At 74.3% G+C, this 25,952-nt stretch carries 21 protein-coding genes and 1 riboswitch; of the genes, 8 read left to right on the top strand and 13 right to left on the bottom strand.

The window, feature by feature from the left end; all coding sequences use genetic code 11:
* Positions 1–92: 92 nt before the first annotated feature.
* From pknB to thiO, 4 genes are all read right to left on the bottom strand, one after another.
* On the bottom strand, positions 93–2,102 hold the full coding sequence (gene pknB / locus ACZ4QV_RS24775; protein ID WP_361589624.1) for a Stk1 family PASTA domain-containing Ser/Thr kinase: 2,010 nt from the start codon (positions 2,100–2,102) through the stop codon (positions 93–95).
* 223 nt (positions 2,103–2,325) lie between these two features.
* Positions 2,326–3,120: a thiazole synthase gene (locus ACZ4QV_RS24770; protein ID WP_361638376.1), complete on the bottom strand. Its 795-nt coding sequence runs from the start codon at positions 3,118–3,120 to the stop codon at positions 2,326–2,328.
* Between the two features lie 10 nt (positions 3,121–3,130).
* A complete protein-coding gene (gene thiS, locus ACZ4QV_RS24765; RefSeq protein WP_030020888.1) occupies positions 3,131–3,349 on the bottom strand; it encodes a sulfur carrier protein ThiS in 219 nt (72 codons plus the stop codon).
* The gene (gene thiO / locus ACZ4QV_RS24760) at positions 3,346–4,647 is read right to left on the bottom strand and encodes a glycine oxidase ThiO (protein WP_361876159.1); all 1,302 of its coding nucleotides are present in this window, start codon (positions 4,645–4,647) and stop codon (positions 3,346–3,348) included. Before thiO ends, thiS begins: the two co-directional genes overlap by 4 nt.
* 84 nt (positions 4,648–4,731) lie before the next feature.
* Positions 4,732–4,847: riboswitch (TPP riboswitch) on the bottom strand.
* 155 nt (positions 4,848–5,002) lie between these two features.
* On the opposite strand from thiO, the gene ACZ4QV_RS24755 reads away from it, so the two are divergent.
* From ACZ4QV_RS24755 to ACZ4QV_RS24735, 5 genes are all read left to right on the top strand, one after another.
* Positions 5,003–6,283: an NAD(P)/FAD-dependent oxidoreductase gene (locus ACZ4QV_RS24755; RefSeq protein WP_467763414.1), complete on the top strand. Its 1,281-nt coding sequence runs from the start codon at positions 5,003–5,005 to the stop codon at positions 6,281–6,283.
* 248 nt (positions 6,284–6,531) lie between these two features.
* Positions 6,532–6,897: an Rv2175c family DNA-binding protein gene (locus ACZ4QV_RS24750; RefSeq protein ID WP_030020891.1), complete on the top strand. Its 366-nt coding sequence runs from the start codon at positions 6,532–6,534 to the stop codon at positions 6,895–6,897.
* Positions 6,898–7,052: 155 nt separating this feature from the next.
* A complete protein-coding gene (thiE, locus tag ACZ4QV_RS24745) occupies positions 7,053–7,703 on the top strand; it encodes a thiamine phosphate synthase (RefSeq protein ID WP_361638378.1) in 651 nt (216 codons plus the stop codon).
* Positions 7,704–7,829: 126 nt separating this feature from the next.
* Positions 7,830–8,747: a methylenetetrahydrofolate reductase [NAD(P)H] gene (gene metF, locus ACZ4QV_RS24740; RefSeq protein ID WP_361142973.1), complete on the top strand. Its 918-nt coding sequence runs from the start codon at positions 7,830–7,832 to the stop codon at positions 8,745–8,747.
* A gap of 52 nt (positions 8,748–8,799) precedes the next feature.
* Positions 8,800–9,900 carry a hypothetical protein gene (locus ACZ4QV_RS24735; RefSeq protein ID WP_467763413.1) on the top strand — a complete coding sequence of 367 codons (1,101 nt, stop codon included), beginning with the start codon at positions 8,800–8,802 and terminating at the stop codon, positions 9,898–9,900.
* Between the two features lie 43 nt (positions 9,901–9,943).
* On the opposite strand, the gene ACZ4QV_RS24730 is transcribed toward ACZ4QV_RS24735, so the two are convergent.
* The 5 genes from ACZ4QV_RS24730 to ACZ4QV_RS24710 all read right to left on the bottom strand — a co-directional run bounded on the left by ACZ4QV_RS24730 (position 9,944) and on the right by ACZ4QV_RS24710 (position 16,541).
* Positions 9,944–11,494, bottom strand: coding sequence for a phytoene desaturase family protein (locus ACZ4QV_RS24730; protein ID WP_361142968.1), 1,551 nt, complete (start codon positions 11,492–11,494; stop codon positions 9,944–9,946).
* Between the two features lie 176 nt (positions 11,495–11,670).
* Positions 11,671–12,291: a DUF4126 domain-containing protein gene (locus ACZ4QV_RS24725; RefSeq protein ID WP_361142965.1), complete on the bottom strand. Its 621-nt coding sequence runs from the start codon at positions 12,289–12,291 to the stop codon at positions 11,671–11,673.
* Between the two features lie 599 nt (positions 12,292–12,890).
* The gene (locus tag ACZ4QV_RS24720; protein ID WP_361142962.1) at positions 12,891–13,502 is read right to left on the bottom strand and encodes a TetR/AcrR family transcriptional regulator; all 612 of its coding nucleotides are present in this window, start codon (positions 13,500–13,502) and stop codon (positions 12,891–12,893) included.
* Between the two features lie 35 nt (positions 13,503–13,537).
* Positions 13,538–15,745 (bottom strand): YhgE/Pip family protein, encoded by a 2,208-nt coding sequence (locus ACZ4QV_RS24715; RefSeq protein ID WP_467763412.1) that lies wholly within the window; start codon positions 15,743–15,745, stop codon positions 13,538–13,540.
* Complete coding sequence (locus ACZ4QV_RS24710; RefSeq protein ID WP_467763411.1) at positions 15,717–16,541, bottom strand: ATP-binding cassette domain-containing protein; 825 nt, start codon at positions 16,539–16,541, stop codon at positions 15,717–15,719. Before ACZ4QV_RS24710 ends, ACZ4QV_RS24715 begins: the two co-directional genes overlap by 29 nt.
* 227 nt (positions 16,542–16,768) lie before the next feature.
* On the opposite strand from ACZ4QV_RS24710, the gene ACZ4QV_RS24705 reads away from it, so the two are divergent.
* The 3 genes from ACZ4QV_RS24705 to ACZ4QV_RS24695 all read left to right on the top strand — a co-directional run bounded on the left by ACZ4QV_RS24705 (position 16,769) and on the right by ACZ4QV_RS24695 (position 18,788).
* The gene (locus ACZ4QV_RS24705; RefSeq protein WP_361142955.1) at positions 16,769–17,254 is read left to right on the top strand and encodes an SAV_6107 family HEPN domain-containing protein; all 486 of its coding nucleotides are present in this window, start codon (positions 16,769–16,771) and stop codon (positions 17,252–17,254) included.
* Between the two features lie 99 nt (positions 17,255–17,353).
* Positions 17,354–18,109 (top strand): methyltransferase, encoded by a 756-nt coding sequence (locus tag ACZ4QV_RS24700; RefSeq protein WP_361142952.1) that lies wholly within the window; start codon positions 17,354–17,356, stop codon positions 18,107–18,109.
* Positions 18,110–18,365: 256 nt separating this feature from the next.
* Positions 18,366–18,788, top strand: coding sequence for a DUF3040 domain-containing protein (locus ACZ4QV_RS24695; protein ID WP_361142949.1), 423 nt, complete (start codon positions 18,366–18,368; stop codon positions 18,786–18,788).
* Between the two features lie 972 nt (positions 18,789–19,760).
* Here ACZ4QV_RS24695 and ACZ4QV_RS24690 read toward each other — a convergent pair.
* The 4 genes from ACZ4QV_RS24690 to ACZ4QV_RS24675 all read right to left on the bottom strand — a co-directional run bounded on the left by ACZ4QV_RS24690 (position 19,761) and on the right by ACZ4QV_RS24675 (position 25,621).
* Entirely contained in the window at positions 19,761–22,301 is a 2,541-nt protein-coding gene (locus tag ACZ4QV_RS24690; RefSeq protein ID WP_467763410.1) for a transglutaminase TgpA family protein, read from the bottom strand.
* Complete coding sequence (locus ACZ4QV_RS24685; RefSeq protein WP_361142942.1) at positions 22,298–23,734, bottom strand: DUF58 domain-containing protein; 1,437 nt, start codon at positions 23,732–23,734, stop codon at positions 22,298–22,300. Before ACZ4QV_RS24685 ends, ACZ4QV_RS24690 begins: the two co-directional genes overlap by 4 nt.
* Entirely contained in the window at positions 23,734–24,792 is a 1,059-nt protein-coding gene (locus ACZ4QV_RS24680) for an AAA family ATPase (protein WP_361142939.1), read from the bottom strand. The genes ACZ4QV_RS24685 and ACZ4QV_RS24680 overlap by 1 nt, the downstream gene beginning before the upstream one ends.
* A 271-nt stretch (positions 24,793–25,063) precedes the next feature.
* On the bottom strand, positions 25,064–25,621 hold the full coding sequence (locus ACZ4QV_RS24675) for a beta-class carbonic anhydrase (RefSeq protein ID WP_361142936.1): 558 nt from the start codon (positions 25,619–25,621) through the stop codon (positions 25,064–25,066).
* Positions 25,622–25,952 lie beyond the last annotated feature (331 nt).

Raw genomic sequence — 25,952 nt, 5'->3', positions numbered from 1 at the left:
GGTGCCAGGTGCCGGGCGCCCGTCCCGGCGTGCGGGCGGGCGTCCTTGCTCACAGCGGGCCCGGGAGGCGGCACCGGAGGCGCCGCCTCGGCTCACAGCACGCTCTCCAGCCGGATGGTGATCCTGCTGCCCTTCGCCGCCTGCCCGCCGCCCGCGACCGACTGGCTCTCGACCTTGTCCCTCGGGAACAGGAACGGCTTCTTGACCTCGACCTCGAAGCCCGCGTCGGACAGTGCCTGCTCGGCGTCGGCGGCGGTCTTGCCCGTCACGTCCGGCACGGTGACCATCTCGGGGCCCGCGGAGAGCGTGAGCGTCACGGTGTCGCCGCGGCCCAGCTTGCCGCCCGCCCCCGGCGCCTGCCGGGCGATCCTGCCCTTGTCGTGCGGGGAGTGCACCGTACCGTCCGCGATCTTCACCTCGAAGCCCGCGCCGCGCAGCGTCGCCTCCGCGTCCGCCCGGTCCCGGCCGGTCACGTCCGGCACGTCGACCTCGGCGCCGCGGCTGACCGTGAGCGCGACGGCGGTCTCCGGGCGCCGCTTGCTGCCCGCCGCCGGATCGGTGCCGATCACCGACCCCTTGGCGACCTCGTCGGAGAACTTCTTGTGCACCGTGCCGACGGTCAGCCCCAGGTCGCGCAGCTTGCGCTTGGCGTCGGCGACCGGGGTGCCCGCCAGGTCGGGCACCTGGACGATCTCCGGGCCCTTGGACAGGGTGATGGTGACCGTGCCCGTACCGCGGATGCGCTTGCCGTTCTCCGGCTCCGTGGCCATGACGTGGCCGCGCTCCACGTTCGGGCTGAAGGCGCGTTTCACCCGCACCTCCAGGCCCTCGGCGCGCAGCGTCTGCTCCGCCTTGGCCTGCGTCATGTCCAGTACGGCCGGGACGGTGGTGAACTGTCCGGAGTTGATGTACCAGACGCCCGCGCCCACCACCAGCACGAGCAGCACGGCCGCGATCACCGAGGCCGTCCTACGCCGGGTCCGCAGCAGCCCGGCCCGCACCCCGGTCCATGTCCCGGACCGCGGGGCGGCCGCCGCCGGGCGCAGCCGGGTGGTCGGCTCGGCCGCCGACGCCGGGTCCGGTGGCGGGGTCTCCAGCCTGCTGGTGTGGTTCAGCGGCTCCTCCAGCGGCAGCGGCGGCTGTACGGCCGACCGCGGCAGCACGCTCGTACGGTCCTCGGAGCCCGCCGCCGCGCCGTCCGCCGGTGCCTCGTTGGCCTGCGGCGGCACCGCGTCCAGCTGCGCGTCGGTCAGCTCGGCCCGTACCGTGCGGGTCTGCGCGAGCAGCGTCACCGCGTCCTGCGGGCGCAGCTCGGGGCGGCGCGCGGTGGCCGCGGCGACCAGGTCGTCGAGCTGCGGCGCCAGCTCGGGCGCGTACGTGGAAGGGGCCGGCACGTCCTCGTGCAGGTGCTGGTAGAGCACCTGGGCGGCGCTGCCGCCGGAGTGCGGCTTGCCGCCGGTCAGCATCTCGAACAGCACGACACCGCACGCGTAGACGTCCGCGGGCGGCCCCGCCGCACCGTCCGTACTGTCTTCGATGCGCTCGGGTGCCAGGTAGGAGACCGTGCCCAGGACCGAGCCGGTCGAGGCGGTGCTGTTCGTGCCCACGGTCCGTACGAGGCCGAAGTCGGCGACCTTGACCCGGCCGTCGTCGCCGATCAGGACGTTCTCCGGCTTCATGTCGCGGTGCACCAGCCCGGCCCGGTGGGCGGCGCCCAGCGCGGCCAGGATCGGTTCCGCGATGTCCAGCGCCGCCCGCGGCTGGAGGGCGCCGCGCTCGCGCAGGACGTCGCGCAGCGTGCACCCGGCGACGTACTCCATGGCCAGGTACACGTACGTGCCGTCGGTGCCCTGGTCGTAGACGCCCACCACGTTGGGGTGGTCGAGCCGGGCTGCGGACTTGGCCTCGCGGATGAAGCGGTCGACGAACGCGGCGTCGGCCGCCAGCGACGGGTGCATCACCTTCAGGGCGAGCACCCGGTCCAGCCGGGTGTCCACGGCCCGGTAGACCGTGGCCATGCCGCCGGCGGCGACGCGCGCCTGCACCTGGTACCGGCCGTCGAGCAGCTGCCCGACCAGCGGGTCCTGAAGGGTCGTATCCACGGCAGACGAGTCTACGAGCCGCCGCGGCGGTGCCGGACGCCCTGCCCGGAACCGTGGGCCATTGCATCCGAACAGTGACAGGGGCGGGCCGTCGGCCGGGCCGGGATGTGCCGGATGCCCGTTTCGCGGGGCGGGTGGTGGCGGGCGATGGCGGGCGGCGGCCGATCAGGGGCGCCACCCGCCGTGCCTCGGGTGTCCGCCGTACCCCGAGAGGCCCGGTGGCTCAGAAGGCCGGGCGCTCCGGGTCCAGCGCGGCGACGCCCTCCGCCGGGGAGGAAGCCTCCGCGTAGTGGCGGCGCGGGATGCGCCCGGCCCGGTACGCCAGCCGGCCGCCCTCGACCGCGTGCCGCATCGCCTCCGCCATCAGGACGGGCTCCTGCGCACGGGTCACCGCCGACGCCAGCATCACCGCGGCGCAGCCCAGCTCCATGGCCAGGGCGGCGTCGGAGGCGGTGCCGGCGCCCGCGTCCAGGATCACCGGGACCCCGGCCCGCTCGGTGATCAGTTGGAAGTTGTGCGGATTGCGGATGCCGAGTCCGGAGCCGATGGGGGAGCCCAGCGGCATGATCGCGGCGCAGCCCACGTCCTCCAGCTTGCGGGCCAGCACCGGGTCGTCGTTGGTGTACGGCAGGACGGTGAAGCCGTCGTCCACCAGGGTCTCCGCGGCGTCCAGCAGCTCGACCGGGTCGGGCAGCAGCGTGCGCTCGTCCGCGACCACCTCCAGCTTGACCCAGTCGGTGCCCAGCGCCTCCCGGGCCAGCCGGGCGGTCAGCACCGCCTCGCCCGCGGTGAAGCAGCCCGCGGTGTTCGGCAGCACACGGATGCCGTGCCGTTCCAGTACGGACAGCACCGAACCCTGCACGCTCGGGTCCAGGCGGCGCATGGCGACCGTCGTCAGCTCCGTACCGGAGGCGAGCAGCGCCCGCTCCAGGACGTCGAGACTGGGCGCCCCGCCCGTCCCCATGATGAGACGGGAGTGGAAGGTGGTGTCGGCGATGGTGAGGAGATCGTCGGCCATGACGTACGGATCAGCCTCCCTGTACTGCGGTGAGGACCTCGACGCGGTCGCCGTCGCCGAGCGCGGTGGCGGGCCACTGGCCGCGCGGCACCACGGCCTCGTTGACGGCGGCGGCCACGCCGCCCGGTGCCGTGGTCAGACCGGCGACGAGCCGGTCCAGTGTCAGCCCGCCGGGGAACTCCCGGGGCTCGCCGTTCACGGAGACGGTGATGGGCGTGGTGACGGTCATACGGACTGCTCCTGAGGGGCGGGGGCGGCCGTGGGGCCCTGGTCGGTGCCGTTCGCGGGAGCCTGAGGGGGACCGGACGACGGGACGGGGCCCGGCGACGGCACGGGACCGGACGGCGGGACGGGGCCGGACGGCGGCACGGAGCCGGACGAGGTCGGGAGGCCGGGCGCGTCCGGCGCGAAGCGGTCCGGGGTGAACGCCCGGGCCTCCTCCGGCAGCGGGCCGCCGGTCAGCGCCGCCGCCATCACGTCGCCCGTGACCGGCGTCAGCAGCACCCCGTTGCGGTGGTGGCCGGTCGCCACCAGCAGGCCGGGCAGCGCGGTCGGGCCGAGCAGCGGCGCGTTGTCGGGCGAGCCGGGGCGCAGGCCGGCGCGGGACTCGACCAGGGGCAGTTCGGTGATGCCGGGGACCAGCTCATGGGCGTCCCGCAGCAGCTCGTAGACCCCGCCCGCGGTGACTGTGGTGTCCCAGCCCAGCTCCTCGCTGGTGGCGCCGACGACCAGCTCGCCGTTCTCGCGCGGTACGAGGTAGAGCGGGCCGCCGCGCACCACGGCCCGTACGGTGCGGGACAGAAACGGTACGCCGCCGGGCAGGCCGTCCGGCATCCGCAACCGCAGCACCTGGCCCTTGACCGGGCGGACCGGCGGCAGCACGTCCTCCGGGACGCCCGCCAGCAGCCCGCTCCGGCTGCCCGCCGCGAGGACCACCTGCCCGGCCGTGATCCGAGTGCCGTCGGCCAGTTCGGCGCCGGTGGCGCGGCCCCGCACGACGGTCAGCCGCTCGGCGGCGGCGCGGTGGAGGACGACCCCGGCCCGCTCGCAGGCGGCGAGCAGCGCGGCGGCCAGCCGCCGCGGGTCGACCTGGTGGTCCCCGTCCACGCGCAGGCCCCCGCGCACGCCCGGCGCGAGCAACGGCTCCAGGCGCCGGCACTCGCGCCCCGTCAGCCACTCGGACTCCAGGCCGCTGCGGAGCTGGAGGGCGTGCAGGTCGCGCAGGTGGGCGCGGTCGTCGGCGTCCAGCGCGACGGCCAGGGTGCCGCACCGGCGGTAGCCGAGGTCCAGCCCGCTCGCCTCGGTCAGCTCGGCGGCGAACTCGGGGTAGCGGCGCGCGGAGGCGAGGTTGAGGCCGAGCAGCGTCTGCTCGCCGTAGTGCAGCTCGGTGACGGCGGCCAGCATCCCCGCCGCGACCTGGGCGGCGCCGCCGCCGGGGTCCGGATCGGCGACGGCGGTCCGCAGCCCGAGCCGGGCCGCCCGCCATGCGGTGACCAGGCCGATGACGCCGCCGCCGATGACGAGCACGTCGGGGCTCGCGCCGGGGGCGGAGGCCGCCCCGGGGGGTGTCGGTTTCCGTGCGGGTGGATGCGTGTTCCGTACGGGTGGATGCATGGGCGTCCAGCCCCTCCCTTCGCCGGCATGACCCGGATCAGGTTCGTACGGTCGGAGGCCGCGTCAGCCTCCCTCTCAGCCCGGTCGCGTCCGGGCTCCCGCGTGTGCGTTCACCGGCAACCCTAGTACGGGCCGCCGACGCGCCGTAAGGGAGCGCCGGGAGCGGGGAGCGGGGCCGGCGCCGGCGGGTCACGGACCGTGACGTTGTGTCATAGATCTCGTTGCGCGGTGCTCCAGGTCGCGAGACACACCGTCTTACAGTGATCGGGTGAGCGAGCAGACCCAGCCCCAGGACCCTGACCGCGCGCGCCAGGACCGCGAATCCGCCGAGCGCGCGGCCGAACGCAACCGGCGCGCCGTCATCGTCGGCGCCGGACTGGCCGGTGTGCAGACCGCCGTCGCCCTGCGCGAACAGGGCTGGCGCGGAGCGGTCACGGTGCTCGGCGAAGAGCCGCACCAGCCGTACGACCGCCCGCCGCTGTCCAAGGCCGTGCTGCTCGGCAAGGCCGACGGGTCCGCCTTCGACGTGGACTTCGAGGCGCTCGGCATCGAACTGCTGCTGGGCCGCCGCGCCATAGGGCTCGCGGCCGGCTCGCGGGTACTGGAGACGGACGCCGGGCCGCTGCCGTACGACCACCTGGTGATCGCCACCGGCGCCGAACCGGTCACGCTGCCCGGCTGCGACGGGCTGCCGGACGTCCACGTCCTGCGCACCCTCGACGATGTCGAGCGGCTGCGGCCCGTACTGACCGGGCAGCGCGAGGTCGTGGTCGTCGGCGCGGGCTGGATCGGCGCGGAGTTCACCACGGCGGCGCGCGAGGCGGGCTGCCGGGTGACGGTCGTCGAGGCCGCCGACCGGCCGCTGGCCGGCGCGCTGCCCGCCGAGGTCGCCGCTCCCATGGCGGCCTGGTACGAGGACAGCGGCGCCCGGCTGCGGACCGGCGCCCGGGTCGCCGCGGTCACCGAGGGCGCGGTGACGCTCGCCGACGGCGCGGTGCTCACCGCCGACGCGGTCGTCGTGGGCATCGGCGCCCGCCCCGCGACCTCCTGGCTGGCCGGTTCCGGCGTCGAGCTGTCGCCCGAGGACCGCTCCGTCCTGGCCGACGAACGGCTGCGCACCACGCAGCCCGACGTGTACGCGGTCGGCGACTGCGTCTCCTTCCCGTCCGCCCGCTACGGCAGCCGCCTGCTGGTCCACCACTGGGACAACGCCCTGCACGGGCCGCGCACGGTGGCCGCCACCATCGTCCGCGGCGCCGCCGAGGGGCCGGTGTACGACCCGGTCCCGTACTTCTGGTCCGAGCAGTTCGGCCGTTTCGTGCAGTACGCCGGGCACCACGCGGGCGCCGACGAGACGGTGTGGCGCGGCGACCCGGAGAGCGCCGCCTGGTCGGTGGTCTGGCTGCGCGAGGGCGTGCTCGTCGCGCTGCTGGCGGTCGGCCGGCCCCGTGACCTGGCCCAGGGACGCAGGCTCATCGAGCGGGGCGCGGTGCTGGACCGGCGGATGGCGGCGGACGCGTCCGTACCGCTGAAGTCGGCGGCGGTCTGAGGCGACGCGGGGCGGCCCGGGGTGATCTGGGGCGGCTTGGGACGGCCTGAGGCGGCCTGGGGGGCGTGGGGCGACCCGAGGCGGCGTGGGGCGGAACCCGGTGCCGGAGCCGGGCCCGTGGCTCCGGCGGGTGGTGCGTCCGGTGGCGTTGCCCGGTGGCGCGTCCGGCGGTGCGTTCGGGTGCTGTGGGCTGCGCCGATGGCGATGCCCGGCTACCGGCTGTCAGCGCGAGGTGGCAGGCTTGTCCCGTGACCGAGATTGACGCAAAGATCGATGGACTCGTCCCCGCCTGGCTCACCCTCCCCGACATCGCCGAGATGATCGGTGTCGAGGTGACGCGTGTGCGGCAGCTGGTGAAGGAGGGCCAGCTGATCGCGGTGCGCCGTGGCGAGAACCGTGCCCTGCATGTGCCGGCCGACTTCATCAAGGACGGCAAGGTCGTCAAGGGCCTCGTCGGGACGCTGACGCTCCTCCGGGACGACGGCTTCGCCGACGAGGAGATGCTGGAATGGCTCTTCACCGCCGACGAGACCCTGCCGGGCACCCCCGCCCAGGCCCTGCGGGAGAATCGCGGTACGGAGGTGAAGCGCCGGGCCCAGGCGCTCGCCGTCTAGGCCCGCTCCCTGCTGCGGGGCGCACCCGTGCGCCGAGTGCGTCCGCAGCCGTACCACCGTCGTGACCGCACCCGTGGCCGCGACCGTCTTCGCACCACTGGCGTACGGGCCGGAAGGCCCGGTCCGTACGCCGCAGACCTGGGGGGACCCGCTCGATGAGCACCGCACGCCATGCCCTGTCCGACGCCCGGCTCTACCTGTGCACGGACGCCCGCAAGCGCCAGGGCGACCTGGTGCCCTTCCTGGACGCGGTGCTCACGTCGGGCGTGGACATCGTGCAACTGCGCGACAAGGGCATGGAGGCCGCCGAAGAGCTGGCCCACCTGGAGACCTTCGCGGACGCCTGCCGCCGGCACGGCAAGCTGCTCGCGGTCAACGACCGCGCCGACGTCGCCCACGCCATCGGCTCGGACGTCCTGCACCTGGGCCAGGGCGACCTGCCGGTGCCCGCCGCCCGTGCCGTCCTCGGCGACGACGTGCTGATCGGCCGGTCCACCCACGCCGAGGCGGAGGTGGACGCCGCGCTGGCCGAGCCCGGCGTGGACTACTTCTGCACCGGACCCTGCTGGCCCACCCCGACCAAGCCCGGCCGCCACGCCCCCGGCCTGGACCTGGTCCGCTACGCCGCCGCGCGGCGGCCCGAACGCCCCTGGTTCGCCATCGGGGGGATCGACGCGTCCAACCTGGACCAGGTGCTGGACGCGGGCGCCCGCCGGGTGGTCGTCGTCCGGGCGATCACCGAGGCCGAGGACCCGGCGGCCGCGGCCGCCGATCTGGCGAAGCGGGTGCGCGCTCGCGGGGAGTGACCGTCGCCGCGGGTCGCTGGACGGGAGATGGCCGGGCGGTGTCCACGGTGTGGACCGGAACGCGGCTATCCGGGCATTTCACCGGAGCCGGTTGGTGAGCGGGAAGCCCGTGGATAATCTGCACGTATGGCCCTAGGCACAGCTTCCACCAGGACTGATCGCGCACGGACCGTGCGCGACCTGCTCGCTTCCGGCAAGCAGTCGTATTCGTTCGAGTTCGCCGCCCCGAAGACGGAGAAGGGCGAGCGGACGTTGTGGAACGCCATTCGCCGGATCGAGGCGGTCGCGCCGACCTTCGTGTCCGTGACGTACGGGGCGGGCGGCACCTCCCGCGAGGGCACGGTACGGGCGACCGAACGGATCGCCACCGACACCACCCTCACCCCGGTCGCCCACCTGACCGCCGTCAACCACTCCCTCGCCGACCTGCGCAACATCATCGGGCAGTACGCCGACGCCGGTATCCGCAACATGCTCGCGCTGCGCGGCGACCCGCCCGGCGACCCGATGGGCGACTGGATCCAGCACCCCGAAGGTGTCCTGTACGCCGCCGAACTGGTCCGCCTCATCAAGGAGTCGGGCGACTTCTGCGTCGGCGTGGCGGCCTTCCCGGAGATGCACCCGCGTTCGACGGACTGGGACACCGACGTACGGCACTTCGTCGACAAGTGCCGGGCCGGCGCGGACTTCGCGATCACCCAGATGTTCTTCTACGCCGAGGACTACCTCCGGCTGCGCGACCGGGTCGCCGCGGCGGGTTGCGAGACGCCCATCATCCCGGAGATCATGCCGGTCACCAACGTCCGCCAGATCGAACGGTTCGCGCAGCTCAGCAACGCCGCCTTCCCGCCCGAGCTGGCCGAGCGCATCCTCGCCGTCAAGGACGATCCGGCGGCTGTACGCTCCATTGGCATCGAGTATGCGACGGAGCTGTGTGCGCGCTTGATGGCCGAGGGAAGTCCCGGGTTGCACTTCATTACCCTGAACCACTCCACGGCGACGCTGGAAATCTACGAGAATCTGGGTCTGCACCAGCAGTCCTGACGGCGGTTTGCCGTACCACGGCGGTCTGTGGCGCGGCGGAAGAGGGGCGTACATGGGCTGGGTGGTCCTCTACATCGCATTCGGCTGTGTCGCCCTCTGGCTCCTCAGTGAAGTGCTGCTCCAGTACAAGGCCAGACTGCGGTGGCGGCTGCTGGCCTTCACCGGCTTCCTCGGTGTGGTCGTCGGTGTCGTCATCCCGTCGGTGATCGTGATAGCGGCCGGCGCCATCGCCTTCGCCGTCGGACAGACCTACGTCACGCTCTCCTTCCGGAGCGGTTTCCAGTCCGGCTGGGCGCTGCGCGGCAAGCGCCGGGACAGCGGCAAGCGCGGTGACAACCGGCGCCGCCGGGCCAAGGGCGGCGGCCGGGCCCCCGCCGCCGGACCGACCCTCCAGGTCAGCGGCCTGGAGGCGGTCCCCGCGGCGGAGGAAGCAGACACCGGCACGGCGGTCTATGACGGCACGGCGGCGTTCGACAGCACAGCGGCGTTCGACGGCACGGACCCCTTCGCGGGCGTCGAGAGCACTCCGAACGGCTACGGAGGCGGCGACGCCACCGAGGTGTACGCCCCGCAGCCGGTCCCCGAGGAGACCGGCCAGTACGGCATATACAGCCCCGACGCGCGCTCGCAGCAGCCCGGCTATGCCGCATACGACGGCTACGGGGGATACGGGCAGGACGCCTACGGCTACGACGGTGGTTACGGCACCGCCGCCCAGAGCGGGCAGGACGCCTACCCCGACCACTACAGCGCTTACGGCACGGACCAGGGCCACGGCCAGGGACAGAGCCACGGCCAGGGACAGAGCCACGGTCAGGGGCAGGGCCAGGGTGGGCTGCACGGCCAGGAGCAGGGCGGCCAGGCGCCCTACGCCGACCCGTACGCCGGCGCGCAGCAGTACGCCGGGCAGTACGACCCGTACGACCAGCCCGACGCCTTCGGCGGCACCCAGGCATACCCGGCGCAGCAGTACACCGGTGTGCAGGACCCGTCGCAGGCCCAGGCGCAGCCCTCCTACGGGGACACTCCGCCCGGCGGGGTATGGGTCCCCCAGCAGCGCGGCAACGAGCCCGGCGCCGACCAGCCGTACCCGCCCTACCAGCCCCCGCAGAACCAGAACCAGGGTTACGACGAGCAGCAGTACCGCTACTGAGGGGCCCGCGGGCGCCGTCGGCCCACCCGCGGGCGGGGTCGGCTCACTCGGAGCCGCGCCAGTCGTCCCCGTTCACGATCAGGCCCGCGACGAGGGCGCCCGACATTCCGGCGTGCGCCAGTCCGCCGCCCGGATGCGTCCAGCCGCCGACGGCGTACAGCCCCGGTATGCGCGTGCGATTGCCGGGACGCAGGAAGCGGCCGCCGGCCCCGGCCAGCGCCGGACCCGGTATCGCCGCGCCCTCGGCGGGCGGCAGCACGGCCCGCCACAGCACCCGCTCCCGCAGCCCCGGTATCGCCGCCTCGGCGGCCGCCATCAGCCGGTCGGCGGCCGCCGCCTGCGCGGCCGTCTCCCCGGCGGACGCGGAGCCCGCGTCGGGAGCGGTGGGCGGCAGGGCCAGTTCTCCGTACGGGGCGACGGCGGCGCTCAGCGTCGCGGCCTCGTGCCCGTCGTCCGGCCGGGACGTCGGATCGTCCGGGCGCAGCACCGTCACCGTCGGACGCTCGCACAGCGCTCCCGGGCCGTCCGGCCCGAAGAGCGTTTCCCACTCCGCCGCCCGGTCGGCCGCGTGGACCACCGTGCGGTGGACCGCGTCCGCCGGCCGGGGGCCGCGCAGTGCGAGGGCGACCGTGAACCGTCCCGGCGTCCGGCGGTGTGCGTCGGCGTCGGGCCGTACGTCGTCCGCGCCCCACGGCTGCGCGCCCTTCAGAAGGGCCGTCAGCCGCTGCGGAGCCACGCCCGCGACGACCGTGTCCGCCTCGGCACACCCGCCGTCGCGCAACTCCACGCCCGCCGCCCGGCCGTCCGCCTCGACGACGCGCGTCACCTCGGCGCCGAAGGTGAACTCCACCTTCCGGGCCAGGCAACGCTCGTACAGCGCGTCGGCCAGCGCCCGGATGCCGCCGCGTGGATACCAACTTCCGAAAGTCTGCTCCATGTACGGAAGAACCGCGGCGCTCGCCGGGACGGTGCGCGGGTCGAAGCCGTACGCCAGGGCGTAGCTCTCCAGGAGGGCGGTCAGCCGCGGGTCCTTCAGCTCGTGGGCGGCGATGCCGGCGAGGGAGGCGTCCGGCACCGGCTTGCGGCGCCCGAACAGCCCGCGTTTGGGCAGCGCCGGGTACGGGTCACGCCCGAGCACCTGCCAGTCGGGCCACAGCGGCTCCTCCAGCAGCGGGCGGCGGGTACGGTCCCAGGCATCGCGGGCGCGGCCCAGGAACGCGCTCCAGCGCTCACCGGCGCCCTCACCGAGCGCGCCGTCCAGCGCCGCGAGGACACCGGCCCGTGACGCGTTCGGCAGGGAGACGGCCGTGCCGTCGGCGAAGACGTGCCGGGCGGCCGGGTCGACCTGGGACAGCTCGACGACGCTCTCCAGCGGCTCGCGGCCGGTCTTGACGAACAGGTCGCGGTAGACGGCGGGCAGATGCAGCAGCCCGGGGCCGGTGTCGAAGCCGAAACCCGCGCGCTCGAACCGGCGCACCGCGCCGCCGTACGTCGCCTCACGCTCGTACACCGCCACCCGGTGGCCCGCGACGGCCAGCCGGGCGGCGGCCGCCATCGCGCCCATCCCGGCGCCGATCACCGCAATCCGTGCCATGCCTGCGACTTTATCCGGCGCCACTGACAACGCCGCTCCCGCCCGGCACCGGCGGCCGCGCCCGGGCCCGTACCGCGTCGGCCGGACAGCCCGCCCAGGCCGTACGGCGCTGTCCGTACGGCCCGCCCGGAGCCGTGCCGCGCGGGCCGGACAGCCCGGCCCGCGGCCTCCCCGGCTCAGCCCACCGGCGTCGAGCCCTCCCGCGCCGCCGCCAGGTGCCGCTCCTCCCGCCGCTGCCGCCTGCGCCGCAGGAAGCGCCGTACCCGCGACCACAGGAACGCCACCAGCACGATCCCGCCGGCCAGCAGCACACCGGCGACGACCGCCGCGGCCACCGGATGGAACACCGCGAAGACCACGATGCCCGCGACCCCGAGGTCCTCCAGGGTGCTCAGCACGAAGTTGCTGGCCGGTTCCGGCGAGGTGTTGACCGCCATCCGCGTGCCCGCCTTGACCAGATGGCTGACCAGCGCGCTGGTGCCGCCCACCGCGCCCGCCGCCAGCTCGGGCAGCGACCCGTCGTGGCCCGCCAGCAGCGCCGCCACGACCCCGCCGGACACCGGCCGCACGACCGTGTGCACGGCGTCCCAGACCGAGTCCACGTACGGGATCTTGTCGGCGACCGCCTCGATCAGGAAGAGCACCCCCGCCACGATCAGCACATCGGTGCGCTGCAAGGAGGCGGGCACCTCGTCGGCGACTCCGGTGGCACCGAGCACGCCGAGGAGCAGGACCACGGCATAGGCGTTGATTCCGCTGGCCCATCCGCTGGTGAAGACAAGGGGGAGTACCGACACGCAGGAGATCGTAACCAGCCGCTGCGCGCCGGTGCTCAGGTTTGAGTATCCGTACTCAGTCACCGAGATGAGTAGGTACGCGGATGGGCTGCGACCTGCGCGGACGGAAGAGTGTGCAGCACGGAAGGGACGCCGGGCCGGCACCGCCGGCACGGGGCGGCGGAACGGCACGGCAGCCCGGACGTGACGGGGGAGTACGGGGGAAGATAGGGGGCTCCACGGGGGAAAGTACGGGGGTACGGGGCCCCACGGGGGAAGCGCTGTCCTGGACGGATCGCCGGGGGAACGATCCGGCCCGGGGCAGCGCGCCTGGTACGGAACAGCGGCGGGGGGGGGGGGCGGCGCGCCCCCCCCCCCCCCCCCGGGGGGGGGGGGGCGCGCCCGCGCCCCCCCCCCCCGCGCGGGGGGGGGGCCCCCCCGCCCCCCCCGCGCCGCCCGCCGGCCGGCCCCCCCCCCCGCCCCCGCCCCCCCCCCCCCGCCCCCCCCCCGCCCCCCCCCCCCCCCCCCCCCCCCCCCCCCCCCCGCCGCTGTGTGCGCCCCGGGGCGCACGGACAGGCGCTCCGAGGGCGTGCCGGGCACCCGGGAGCGCCCACGGGCGCCTACGGGTGCCCGCTCACCCGTCCCTGAAGGAGCCGGGACAGCGAGGCGTGCACGTCGTCGATCGACCGGTGCGGCTGGTAGGACTGCCAGTCCAGCGCCGCCACCAGCACCATCCCGAACAGCGCGGACGCCGTCAGCGGGATGTCGATGTCCTCGCTCAGCTCACCGCCCGCCACCGCCTCCCGGAGCACGCCCTCCACGACCGTGATGGCCCGCTCCCGCACCACCATCAGCGTCGACTGCCAGGCCCGGTTGGTGCGCCACAGCTCGGCGACGTAGAGCTGGGTCAGCGCCGGATAGCGGGCGATGAAGTCCAGCCCCGCCCGGATCATCGCGTCCAGCGCGTCCACCCGGCTGCCGCCGCGGTCCGCCGACGCGTCGGCCGCCTCCTGGAGGGAGGTGGCCAGCAGCTCGATGCCGTGCCGCAGCAACTCCTCGAAGAGTTCGTTCTTGCTCGCGAAGTTGTAGTACACGGTGCCCTTCGCGACACCCGCGCGCTCGGCGATCTCGTCCACCGTCGTCGAGGAGAAGCCCTGTTCGGCAATGAGCGTGACGGCGGCCTCGAAGAGCTTGCGCCGGGTGGTCTGGCGGCGCGTGCTGGAGCTGTCCATGGGGGAGATTGTGCCGCTCCCGGCGGCCCGCGCGCTCACAGGCTCAGCTCCGGGTGGAGGTCCTTCATCCGGAGGACCTGCTTCCCGCGCGCCGCCCAGGCGGTCAGCGCGAGCGCGGCGGCGGTGAAGGCGAGCAGGACGGCACTGCCCTGCCACACGGGCGCGAGGTCACCGCCCGTGATGAGCCGTCGCAGCCCCTCGACGATGTAACTCATCGGCAGGTACGGATGGATGGCGTTGAAGAAACCGGGACTGGTCTGCACCGGGTACGTACCGCCCGCCGACGTCAACTGGAGCATCAGCAGCGCCAGCACCAGAATGCGTCCGGCCGGCCCGAAGCGGGCGTTCAGCCACTGCACGATCGCCGCGAAGCAGGCCGTGGCCAGCAGCAGGAAGCCGATCGTGCCGGCCGGCCGCTCCATCCGGAGGCCGAGACCGTAGTGCAGGACGGACATCAGCGCGGCCGTCTGGAGCACCCCGAGGGCGAACACCGGCAGCCATCCGGACACCGCGATCCGCCAGGCGCCCGCGCCCATGACGAGCGCGCGCCGGTTGAGCGGCGGAATCAGCATGTACGCGACCATCGCGCCGACCCAGAGGGAGAGCGGGATGAAGTACGGGGCGAAGCCGGTGCCGTAGTTGGGCGCGCGGTGCGCCGCCTGGGAGGCGAGCTGCACCGGGTCGGACATCACGCGCGTACGGGCGTCCCGGTCCTGCTTGCCGTAGTCGGGGATCTGCCGCACACCGTCGCGCAGCCCGCCCGCCAGCTTCTCGGAACCGTCGGAGAGCTTGAACATGCCGCCGTACAGGGTCTGCGCGCCGTCCTCCAGCTTGCCGACCCCCTGGTCGAGTTCGCCCGCGCCGGACGCGGCGCGGCCCGCGCCGTCGTGCAGTTTCCGGGCCCCGTCGGCCGCCCGGCCCGCGCCGTCCGCCAGCTTCCCGGTCCCGGAGGCCAGCTTGCCGGCGCCCGCGGAGACCTGGTGGGCGCCCGCGTTGAGCTGGTTGATCTTCGCGACCGCGGCGTCCATGTCGGCGCCGAGGGTCGGGCCGCGCCGCGCCAGTTCGCCTGCCAGCCGGTGCAGCGAGTCGAGGTCGCGGCCCAACTGGTCGAGGTTCTTCCGGTCGTGGACGTAGCCGCTGATCTCCTCGGCCTTGGCCGCGGCGGCCGCCGCCTGCTCCTTGAGCTGCTTCAGCTCGGCGCAGGAGGCGTCGGGCCGCGCCCCGGCGCCGCACCGCTGCCGGTAGAACTCCGCGAGGTGGTCGGACATCCCCCGGGAGAGCCGGGCGCCCGCGTCGGCCGCGCGTGGCAGCTTGTCCAGGTTGTCGCGTACGGCCTGCGAACCGTCGGCGACCGCCTGGGCGATCCGCCCGATCTCCTTGCCGTGCGCCCGTATGAAGGGCCCCACTTCGCCCACCACGCCGTTGACCTTGTCGGCCAGTTGCTGGGTGCCCTGGGCGACCTGGCCGGAACCGGAAGCCAGCCGGTCCGCTCCCCGGGACGCGGCGGACGCGCCCTTGGAGAGGTCGGCGGTGCCGGTGGCGAGCCGGCCGGCGCCCGCGTCGAGGTCCTTCAGGCCGGCGGCCAGCGTGCCGCTGCCGTCCTTGGCGGTACCCAGCCCGTCCTTGAGTTCGCCGGTGCCGTCCTGGGCCTGCCCGATGCCGTCCTTGAGCTTCCCGGCGCCGTCCGCGGCCTCCTGCGTCTTGTCGTGCAGTGTCGAGAAGGAGACGAAGATGTTGTCGTAGAAGCTGCGCGAGGACTTCACCGAGGCCGCCGAGCGCACCTCGGAGAAGACCGTGCGGGAGATCTGTCCGACGATGTAGTTGTTCGCGTCGTTCGTGCGGACCTGGAGGGCGCCGGTCTCCGGATGGTCGCCCGCACTGGACGCGATCCGCTTGCTGAAGTCCTCGGGAACGGTCAGCGACAGGTAGTACGAGCCGTCCTCGACGCCCTGGTCGGCCTCTTCGGCGCTCACCTCGTGCCAGTCGAAGGTGTGACTGTCGCGCAGACCGTCCACGATGCTGTCGCCGGCCGTGACCTTCTTGCCCTTGGCCTCGGCACCCGCGTCCTCGTTGACGAGCGCGACGGGGATCTTGTCCAGGCGCCCGTACGGGTCCCAGAAGGAGAACAGGTACAGCGCGCCGTACAGGAGCGGCAGCAGGAGCAGGGCGATCAGCGCCGCCATCGGCAGCTTGCCCCTCCCGAACCGCTTCAGCTCAAGCGCGGCCAGTCTCGGCGAGCGCATCCGCCGCCCCCTTCTCGTCGTCGGGGGTGCCCGTGCCGTCGGCGCCGGAGGCTTCGGCGCCCCTTACGCCGCCTCGCGGGGCGGTGCGCGCCACGACCGCGCCGCCCGGCGCCTGGCTGCACACCGCGAGCACGGTCGTGCCGGACTCCGCGAGGGAGTGCAGCGTCGCCCAGAGATCTGCGCGTTCGGCGTCGGAGAGCTTCATGTCGGTGTCGTCGACGGCGAGCAGGCGGGGCCGGCCGATCAGCGCCAGGGCCATCGACAGGCGCAGCGCCTCCGGCCGTTCCAGGTCGCGTATGGACGTCCGGTCGCCCTTGGGCAGGGTGGCCAGGTCCAGGCCGGCCGCTTCCAGGGCCGCGTCGATCCGGGCGCGGGCTGCTGCTGTACGCTCCCGGCGCGGACGCAGCAGCGCGCTGAGGGTGCCCCCGGCGGTAGCTGGGGGAGAGTCGCCGAACCGGCGCTGTAGCAGGACGCGTTCGCGCAGTTGCTCGGCCACGGTCAGCGCGGGTTCGAGATCGGTGACACCGGGTACGTGAGCGAGGGCGGTGACCGCTCGTACCGCTGCCTTCTTCTTCGGCAGCGGCAGGCCCGCGACCTCGGCCGTACCGGCGGTGGTCGCCATCCGGCCGGTGAGCGCGAGCAGCAGGCAGGTGCGTCCGGAGCCGGACGGGCCTTCCACGGCGATCAGCGAACCCGGCTGCGCCGCGAGGCCGACGTCCCGGAAGGCCCAGCCGCGCGGGCCCCGGAGGCCGTAGCCCGTGGCGGTGACGGCCGCCCCGTGCGGGGTGCTGTGCACGATCCCCTCCCTTGAACTGACCAGTCAGTACAAAAAAGTATGCGCAGCCTTGTCATGTCTCCGCAAGAGGGTCCGCGGGGCCCGCCCGCTTTCCGCGGAAAGAAAGGATCTCTTCGCATTGCCCCTGTCTTCCGGGGAAAGAGCAGGTCAGAGCCGATTGTCAGTGGTGTGCCGCACGATGGCCCCATAACGGTCCTGAACCGTCATGCGACGACAGGAGGTTCGTCATGGCAGCCAGTTCGGCCGCGGGCAGCTCCGCGGCGTACGGCCCTCCGGGCGATGTCCACCCCGTCCTGCGCCGGGCGGCCGCGCCGCCCGCCGCCCTCGACCTGCTCGCCCAGGCGCAGCGCGGCGTCGACGAGGCCCGCAGCCTGGAAACCCCCAACGAGCGCTACGCCACCGCCCACCTCGCCGCGCTGCGTACGGCCGCCGCCGTCCTCGCCGTGCGCGGCCGCCCGGAGACCAGCCTCCGCCGCCGGCAGCGCATCCGCAGCGCCTGGGAGGTCCTGCCCGAGGTCGCTCCCGAACTCGCCGAGTGGAGCGCGCTGTTCGCCTCCGGAGCCCAGCGCCGCGCCCGGGCCGAGGCGGGCATAGCCGGCGCGGCCGGCCCGCGCGACGCTGACGACCTGATCCGCGACGTGGCGATGTTCCTGCGTCTGGTGGAACGGATGCTGCTCCTCCAGCCGGTACTGCCCTCGCAGCGGGCGGGGTGAGGAGGAGGGGCGGGCGGCAGCGGGGCTGCCGGGCCGTCCTCGCAGGTCCCATTAGGGTGGTACCCATCAGTTCATGCCCCCGCCGAGGAGCCACCCGCCGTGTCTGACCCGCTGCGCCCGCGCGCATCCCTTCGTACCGCCGTGGTCTGGGAGGTTCTCAAAGACGCCCTGGAGCACCGGGCCGAAGCCGCCGGGCGGGACGCCCTCGACGTCCTGGACACCGGCGGCGGCACGGGCAACTTCGCCGTGCCGGTCGCGCGTCTGGGACACCGCGTCACGGTGGTGGACCCCAGCCCCAACGCCCTGTTCGCCCTGGAGCGGCGGGCCGCCGAGGCGGGCGTCGCCGACCGGGTGCGCGCGGTGCAGGGTGACGCCCACGGACTGTTCGACGTGGTCGAGCCCGGCGGCTACGACGCGGTGCTCTGCCACGGCGTACTGGAGTACGTCGACGACCCGGCCGAGGGCGTGCGCAACGCCGTCGGCGCGCTGCGCCCGGCCGGCACCCTGAGCCTGCTCGCGGCCGGACTCGGCGGCGCCGTCCTCGCCCGCGCCCTGGCGGGCCACTTCACCGAGGCCAAGAACGCCCTGTCGGACCCGGCGGGCCGCTGGGGCGACGGCGACCCGGTGCCCCGGCGCTTCACCGCCGAGCAGCTCACCGAGCTGGTCGCGGACACCGGCCTGCGGGTCGGCGCCGTGCACGGCGTACGGGTCTTCGCCGACCTGGTGCCCGGCGTGCTCGTGGACACCGAGCCCGGCGCCATGGACGCCCTGCTCAAACTGGAGGCAGCCGCCGCCGAGCAGCCCGCCTTCCACTCGGTCGCCACCCAGCTGCACGTCCTCGCCGAGCGCGGCTGACACCGCCGGCCCGCTTTCCCGCACGTGCAGTCGGCCACAGGCCACCCGATCAGCCGCTTCGCCCCGTATGATCGGGGTACAGCGTCCGGCATGACGGATCGGAGGGTGGGGAATGCAGCCTGCAAGCACCACCGACCGCCGTGGCGGCCCGGACAGTGAATTGGCGTAGAGGGGCGGGTTTCACGGGGGCGATTCCCTGCCTATCCTGAAAGGGTCGCACCCGGTCGCCCCCGCGACCGACGAGTAGGAGGACTCCGTGCCGCTCTCGGAGCACGAGCAGCGAATGCTCGAGCAAATGGAGCGAGCGCTGTACGCCGAAGATCCCAAGTTCGCGACAGCGCTTGAGGGAAGCGGGCTGCGTACGTACACCCGGCGACGGGTCTACCAAGCGGTCGCGGGCTTCCTGGTAGGTATCGCGCTCCTCATGGCCGGAATGGTCGCACAGCAGATCTGGGTCAGCGTGGTGGGCTTCCTTGTCATGCTGGGCTGCGCGGTGCTCGCGGTCACCGGATGGCGCAAGGCCCCCAAGCCGGGCGAGCAGCAGGCCACGACTGGCGGCCGCGCGGGACCCGGCGGCTCCGGCGGCACCTCGGCCCGTCGTCAGGCCAGGCAGCGCCGATCGATGATGGACCGGATCGAGAGCCGCTGGCAGCGCCGCCGCGACGAACAGGGCCACTGAAACACCCCGCGGACTTCCTCCTCGTCCGCGTCCCCGCCTCACGATGCGGCCGTCCGAACCCGGACGGCCGCTTTTCGTGCGCCCAGCGCCCGCACCGAGCCGAGCGGCCCGCGCCCGGCCGGTAGCCACGCTCCCGCAGCCGAGTACGGGCCCGGTCCTCCGGACTCCGTCCTACGGCCCGCCCCCTCCTGTTGTACGGCGACTGTCGGCCGGTGGGGGCAGGCGTCCTCCCACCTGCGCCGTGATAGCCGAACGTGTACGGGAGGGTGCGGGACCGGAGGACGAAGTCTGTAGGGCCCGGGCCCGCGCCACGGTCGAGTTGCCCGTAGTCCGGACGGAGTTTCGGTGCCCGACGGCGACCGGGCTCCGTGGCCGACTGGCTGTCTGTGCCGGGTGGCGCTCTCTTCGGTCCGGTCACGGGAGCGGTCCTCCGGACTCCGTCCTACGGCCCGCCCCCTCCCGCGGTATGGCGACGAACGGGCCGGTGGGGGCAGGCGTCCTCCCACCTGCGCCGTGATAGCCGAACGTGTACGGGAGGGTGCGGGACCGGAGGACGAAGTCTGTAGGGCCCGGGCCCGCGCCACGGTCGAGCTGCCCGCGGTCCGGCGGCGTTTCGGTGCCCGACGGCGGGCCGGAGTCCGTGGCCGACTGGCAGGCCGTGTCGGGTGGCGCCGCCGCAGCCCGGACACGGGGCCGGGCCTCCAGACTTCGTCCTACGGTCCGCCCCCTCCCCGCCGTATGGCGACCGTCGGCCGGTTGGGGCAGACGTCCTCCCATCCACGCCGCGGTGGCCGAACGCGTACGGGAGGGTTCGGGACCGGAGGACGGAGTCTGGAGGGCCCGGGCCCGCGTCACCGTCGAGCTGTCCGTAGTCCGGACGGAGATTCGGTCCGACGGCGGGCCCAGGCCGTTGTTGCTCTTTGCGACCGTGAGGGGGGAGACGGCCTCATTTCCCTCACCTGATGGCCGGGACTACGGCCTGCCCCTTGAGAGCCCCACCGCGCCTGCCGCGCGGCGCGCCGCCGTGGCCGGTGGGCTTGTTGTGCAGCGGGTCACGAAGGCGGACCAGCGGGACGAGAGGGTCCACAGGGCCCGGGCGGCCGAGCGGGGCGCCAGCAGGGCGCGTAGGCGCAGGCGGTGGGAGGCGCCGTCTCGTAGGCCGGCGCGGACGCGCTGCACCTCGTCGGCGAGGCCGGCTGCCGGACGCGGGTCCGGCGCGTAGAGGACCTGTTCCACCGAGGCCGCGACGCGACGGGCCGCTGCCGCCGCCGTGCCGTCCAGCTCACCTAGGCGTACGATGCGCTCCGCCGCCTTGCGCGGGGTCAGGGACTCGTCCGGCAGGATGCCGTAGTCCCAGCCGGAGTCGACCAGTTCCCGCCAGGCCGCGAGCGTACGGGCGGTGCCGTACGGCCCGGGGCGCGCGCTGCCCTGCGGCTCCGGTGGCCCGCCGTGACCCCGGGAGGCGGCGTCGACCGCCTCCGCACGGGCCGTGAACGCCCCGGCCGGGCCGTCCTGACCCGGGCGGCCGCCGCGCAGACGTCGCGAGCGGACCCGCAGCCGCCACAGCAGCGGCAGTACCGGCACCAGGAGCAGGACCACCGCGCCAACGCCGACGGCCGTGACCGCCCAGGGCGAGGGCCCGTCGTCCGCCGGGCCGCTCGTCGACTGCGCGGGCGGTGTCCAGCAGGGGCCCACGCGCCGCTCGGCAGGAGCGCAGCTCTGCGAGGGCGACGGCCCCACGGGCGCCGCCGCCGAACGCGACGGCTGCGGCGCCGGGGCGCTCGTCCCGCCGGTGGACGGGGTGTCCGCGAGGGTGTAGTCGGGCGGCGTGCCACGGCTCGGCGTCGGCTCGAAGCGCGTCCACCCCGTCCCCTCGAAGTACAGCTCGGGCCACGCGTGCGCGTCCTTGAGGCCCACCGAGGTCGATCCGTCGCTCTGCCGGGTGCCGGGGGTGAACCCGACCGCGACCCGGGCCGGTATGCCCAGCGTGCGTGCCATCGCCGCCATCGAGAAGGCGAAGTGCACGCAGAAACCCTCCTTCTGCTCCAGGAACCGGGCGATGGCCTCCGTGCCGCTGCCGGCCCGCACCTCCGTGTTGTAGGTGAAGCCGCCGTCGAGCGAGAACCAGTCCTGGAGGCGGACCGCCTTGTCGTACGCCGACCCGGCGTCCCGCGTCACCCGCCGCGCGGTCTCGCGCACCACCGGGGGCAGCGAGTCCGGCACCTTCGTGTATTCCCGCGTCAGTTCGGCGGGCGGCGCGGGCGCGGTGTCCAGTTGCCGTGCGGTGGGCCGCACGAGCAGGCTCTCGACCTGGTACTGCACACCACGGGTGTTCTGCCCGCGGTCGCCGACCAGCGTGCGGCCCTCCGGTTCGAAACGCCAGCGGCCGGCGATGTCCACGCGGGAGGCGGGGTAGGGCAGCGGCAGCCAGTTCTGCGCGTACCAAGGAGCGGCGGAGACGGAGGTGTTGACGGTGGTGACATCCACCGTCGGGCTCAGCCCCGTAGGGTCGGGCAGCCGGTCGGGCACGTCCTTGACGGCGCGCTCGGACGGCTTCCACGCCGTACCGTCGAACTGGTCGAGCGCGACGATCCGCAGATACAGGTCACGGGTGTCCGAAGCGGTGGTGCGGTAGTTGAGGACCTGCCGGTCCTCCGGCTGGTTCAGGCTGTTCTGCAGGGAGACCAGCGGGTTCACCGCGGAGATCGTGCCGCCGCCGCCCGTCCCGCGGCCGGCCACGGCCGGGCCCAGCAGCCCGCCGCCGAGGGACGGCAGCACCGCGGGCACCACCAGGGCGACGCCCAGCACCAGCGCGCCGATCCGGCGGCCCGTACGGACCGGGGCGTACGCCGGGCCGCCCCCGGCGGAGGCATAGCTCTGCCCCTTGGCGACCGGTGGCCGTCCGACGCCAGGGGCCCGGCCGCCGAACACCCGGCCCCACTGCGAGAGCCGGTCCCGGCCCTCGGCCAGGAGCAGCAGCAGATAGCCGGCCCCCGCGATCAGGAACCACAGCCAGCCGGCGCCGCCCTGGGAGAGGCCCGCCGCCACCGAATACAGCGCGAGCAGCGGCAGCCCGGCGGGCGCCGCGCTGCGGTACGTCACGGCCAGTGTGTCCACCACGAGGCCGACCAGCAGCACCCCGCCGACCAGCAGCAGGCGGATGCCCGCCGTCACCGGCGCCGGTATGGCGTAGCGGCCGACGTCGGCGACGCCCTCCTGCGTCAGTTCGCCGAGTTCCCGGAACGCGTCGGGCCCCGGCAGCACCCCGCCGATCGCCTGGTCGTTGGCGAAGAGCACGGTGAGCAGCAGCAGTGCCACCACGGCCTGCGCCGCGACGGTCAGCGGCCGTGCCAGCGGTACCCGGCGGGCCAGCGCGCCCGCGCCGGACACGATCACCAGCAGGACGGCCGCCTGCATCATCCAGCCGACCGGTTCCACCAGCGGCAGCAGCGCACTGGACGCGGACAGCGTCGCCACCGCCGCGCACACCGTCAGCCGCGCCCGCCCGCTCATGTCGTCACTCCGCTTCCCGGTGCCGCGACCGGCCCGGCGGACCCGGGGCCGGCGGAAGGCCCGTACGCCGTGGCCGGGCCGCCGCCACCCGAGGGGCCTTGCCGTACGCCGGCCACTTGGTCCGCCTGCCGCCACAGTGCCGTCAGCGCATCGCCCGGCGACACCGGCAACGCCTTCCAGCCCGCTTCACGGAGCATCCGCAGGCGCTCGGCGAGCGGCCGCCCGGCCTCGCCGGTGCCGGCCCGCGGCCCGTCCGCGCCCCGCGACCAGGCGTCGCCGTCCAGGACGAACGCGACCGCCGCCCCGCTGCGCTGCCGCATCCGCCCGGCCACCGCGGCCTGTTCCTCGTCCAGGTCGCCGAAGAACGCGACCAGCAGCCCTTCGTTGCCGCCGCGCAGCACGTCGTACGCCCGGGCCAGGCCCGGTTCGGCGGAGTGCTCCACCACGGCGAGGGTGTCCAGCAGCAGCCCCGCGGTGTCGGCGGACTCGGTGCCGCCCGCCCAGCCGCCGGCCCCGTCCGGGCCCGGTACGGACGTGCCCGTGTCGGTCAGGAAGCGCACCGAGAAGCCGCGCTCCAGCAGGTGGACCGCGGTCGACGCGGCGCCCGACACGGCCCATTCGAACGCGGAGTCCGGGCCGGAGCCCTGGTGGGCCGTGCGCCGTGTGTCCAGGAGGACCGTGCAGCGCGCCTTCTGCGGCTGTTCCTCCCGGCGGACCATCAGCTCGCCGTAGCGCGCGGTGGAACGCCAGTGGACACGGCGCAGGTCGTCGCCGTGGCGGTAGCCGCGGGGGATGACGTCGTCCTCGCCGGCCAGCGCGAGCGCCCGCTGCCGCCCGTCGCCGTACCCGGAAGCCTCACCGGTGAGCCGCACCGGCGGCAGCGGCTCGATCCTCGGCACCACCGTCAGGGTGTCCTGGTCGCTGAAGGAGCGGGTCAGCTCGCACATGCCGAAAGGGTCGGACAGCCGCAGCTGCAGCGGCCCCAGCGGATACCGTCCCCGCAGGTCGGAGCGGACCCGGTAGGACACCTCGCGACGGCCGCCCGCCTCCACCCGGTCCAGGACGAACCGGGGCCGCGGCCCGAGCACGTACGGCACCCGGTCCTGGAGCATCAGCACCCCGGTGGGCAGCCGCGAGACGTTCTCCACCCGCAGCAGCACCCGCGACTCGGCGGCGGCCGGCACCCGGGCGGGGGAGAGGGTCCGGCTTCCCGCGACGCGGTAGCGGGTGCGGTGCAGCACGAACGCGCACACCAGGGGCAGCGCGGCCAGCAGCAGCCCGACCCGGAGCAGGTCCGTCTGCCCGAGGGCGTACGCGCACACGGCGGCGGCCACACCCGCCGCCAGGAAGGACCGGCCGCGCGTCGTCAGCCCCGCGAAGGCGGCCCGCAGCCCGCCGGGCTCCGGAGCTTCCCCGGTCCCCCCGCCCGCCATCAGTACCCCCGGGCGCCGGGCGGCTGCTGCGCGTGCGGTCGGGGCCACTGCTGTGCCGAGGGGTCGGGGACCGACGTACGGCGCAGGATCTCGACGACGACCTGCTCGGCCGTACGGCGGTTCAACTGGGCCTGAGCGGTCGGCAGCAGCCGGTGCGCCAGCACCGCCACCGCGAGCGCCTGCACGTCGTCGGGGAGGGCGTACTCCCGGCCGGCCAGCGCCGCCGACGCCTTCGCCGCGCGCAGCAGGTGCAGCGTCGCCCGCGGCGAGGCCCCCAGCCGCAGCTCGGGGTGGTTGCGGGTGGCGGCCACCAGGTCCACCGCGTATCGGCGGACCGGCGCGGCGACGTGGACCGCGCGCACCGCGTCGATCAGCTTCAGTATCTCGTCGGCGTGCGCGACCGGCTGGAGCTCCTCCAGGGGCGAGGCGGCACCGTGCACGTCGAGCATCTGCAGCTCGGCCTCCGGGCTCGGGTACCCGATCGAGACCCGCGCCATGAAACGGTCCCGCTGGGCCTCCGGAAGGGGGTAGGTGCCCTCCATCTCGACCGGGTTCTGGGTGGCGACGACCATGAAGGGCGCGGGCAGCTCGTAGGTCTGCCCGTCCATCGTGACCTGGCGCTCCTCCATCGACTCCAGCAGCGCGGACTGGGTCTTGGGCGAGGCGCGGTTGATCTCGTCACCGATCACGATCTGGGCGAAGACCGCGCCGGGCTTGAACTCGAAGTCCCGCCGCTGCTGGTCGTAGACGCTCACGCCGGTGATGTCCGACGGCAGCAGGTCGGGGGTGAACTGGATGCGCCGCACCGAGCAGTCGATGGACCGGGCCAGCGCCTTGGCGAGCATCGTCTTGCCCACGCCCGGCACGTCCTCGATGAGCAGATGGCCCTCGGCGAGCAGCACGGTCAGCGAGAGCCGTACGACCTCGGGCTTGCCCTCGATCACGGCCTCCACCGACCTGCGGACCCGCTCCGCCGTGGTGGTCAGATCCCCCCGCGCGCCCGGCTCCGGCCGCGCGGGGTGACCTCCAAGGCTCGCCTGCTCGTCATAGGTCGTCACCCGGCCCTCCTCGGCCTTGCCCCGCGCTCCGGGGAGCGCGGGATACCCCATTGCGGGCACCCGTCCTCCGTACGGACCGGCCCTCCCCGCCCTGCGCCGCCCCGGCCGCACGGCCGCGACGACGTCACTCACGCATTCTCGCCGCCCACGCCGCTTCGCGTCATGGCCTGTGGATAACTCACCCGACGGGCCGCGCCACCACGGTCCCGGACACGGCACCACGGCCGCGGAGCAGGGCCCCGCGGCCGTGGACTTCCCGTATTGCTGGTCCCTACCGCGGGTCGATCTCCCGCAGCAGACCCGTCGTCACATCGAAGACGAATCCCCGCACATCGTCCGTGTGCAGCAGGAACGGCGAGGTCCGGACCCGCTGCATGGACTGCCGGACGTCCTCGTCGAGGTCCTTGAACGCCTCGACCGCCCAGTTGGGGCGCTGTCCGACCTCGGCCGCCAGGTCGTGGCGGAAGTCCTCGGTCAGGCTGAGCAGCCCGCAGCCCGTGTGGTGGATGAGGACGACCGAGCGGGTGCCCAGCGCCCGCTGGCTGATCGTCAGGGAGCGGATGATGTCGTCGGTGACGACGCCGCCCGCGTTGCGGATGGTGTGGCAGTCGCCGAGCTCCAGGCCCAGCGCGTCGTGGAGGTCGAGGCGCGCGTCCATGCACGCCACGACGGCGACCTTGAGGACGGGCCGGGCGTCCATGCCGGGATCGGTGAAGGCGGCGGCGTACTTCCTGTTGGCCTCGACGAGGCGGTCGGTGACCGTGCCGCCCGCGGGGGCCACGGCGCTGTCGGCGGAAGGGGGCAGCGGCTGCGAGGCAGGTATCGACATAGCAACACGGTAAAGGGCATCGGCCGGTAAGGCTGCACGTGGGGACGGGCATAGGGGGCACTGAGGCGTCGTGTGAGGTTTTCCACACGCCCCCGCGGGGTGCCGCCGATCGGGTGAAAGCGGCCTTTTCGCCCGTGCCGCGGGCCTCGGGACGGGGGGTCCCACGGCTCTCCGGGGCCGCTCGAAAACGCGTCGAAAACCTCCGGACGGGCGGTGCGGGACGCGCGGAACCGGTTGATTGACCCCGCGCGGCAGTGGACTAAAGTGGCGCGAAGTGGGAGGCGTGACGCTCTCCTTGGATCCCGAATCTTTCGCGTGCGATCTGCACGTA

This window comes from Streptomyces sp. NPDC026394 (genome assembly GCF_055567735.1).
The sequence above is the reverse complement of the archived record's forward strand: the minus strand, read 5'-3'. Positions and strand labels throughout refer to the sequence as shown.

What these genes read in the sequence shown, in the direction of transcription:
- thiS (WP_030020888.1), bottom strand. Translation starts at nt 3,349, where the DNA reads ATGACCGTCACCACGCCCATCACCGTCTCCGTGAACGGCGAGCCCCGG.
- ACZ4QV_RS24685 (WP_361142942.1), bottom strand. Translation starts at nt 23,734, where the DNA reads ATGGCGGGCGGGGGGACCGGGGAAGCTCCGGAGCCCGGCGGGCTGCGG.
- ACZ4QV_RS24690 (WP_467763410.1), bottom strand. Translation starts at nt 22,301, where the DNA reads ATGAGCGGGCGGGCGCGGCTGACGGTGTGCGCGGCGGTGGCGACGCTG.
- ACZ4QV_RS24730 (WP_361142968.1), bottom strand. Translation starts at nt 11,494, where the DNA reads ATGGCACGGATTGCGGTGATCGGCGCCGGGATGGGCGCGATGGCGGCC.
- metF (WP_361142973.1), top strand. Translation starts at nt 7,830, where the DNA reads ATGGCCCTAGGCACAGCTTCCACCAGGACTGATCGCGCACGGACCGTG.
- thiE (WP_361638378.1), top strand. Translation starts at nt 7,053, where the DNA reads ATGAGCACCGCACGCCATGCCCTGTCCGACGCCCGGCTCTACCTGTGC.
- ACZ4QV_RS24715 (WP_467763412.1), bottom strand. Translation starts at nt 15,745, where the DNA reads ATGCGCTCGCCGAGACTGGCCGCGCTTGAGCTGAAGCGGTTCGGGAGG.
- ACZ4QV_RS24675 (WP_361142936.1), bottom strand. Translation starts at nt 25,621, where the DNA reads ATGTCGATACCTGCCTCGCAGCCGCTGCCCCCTTCCGCCGACAGCGCC.
- ACZ4QV_RS24720 (WP_361142962.1), bottom strand. Translation starts at nt 13,502, where the DNA reads ATGGACAGCTCCAGCACGCGCCGCCAGACCACCCGGCGCAAGCTCTTC.
- ACZ4QV_RS24735 (WP_467763413.1), top strand. Translation starts at nt 8,800, where the DNA reads ATGGGCTGGGTGGTCCTCTACATCGCATTCGGCTGTGTCGCCCTCTGG.
- ACZ4QV_RS24705 (WP_361142955.1), top strand. Translation starts at nt 16,769, where the DNA reads ATGGCAGCCAGTTCGGCCGCGGGCAGCTCCGCGGCGTACGGCCCTCCG.
- ACZ4QV_RS24770 (WP_361638376.1), bottom strand. Translation starts at nt 3,120, where the DNA reads ATGGCCGACGATCTCCTCACCATCGCCGACACCACCTTCCACTCCCGT.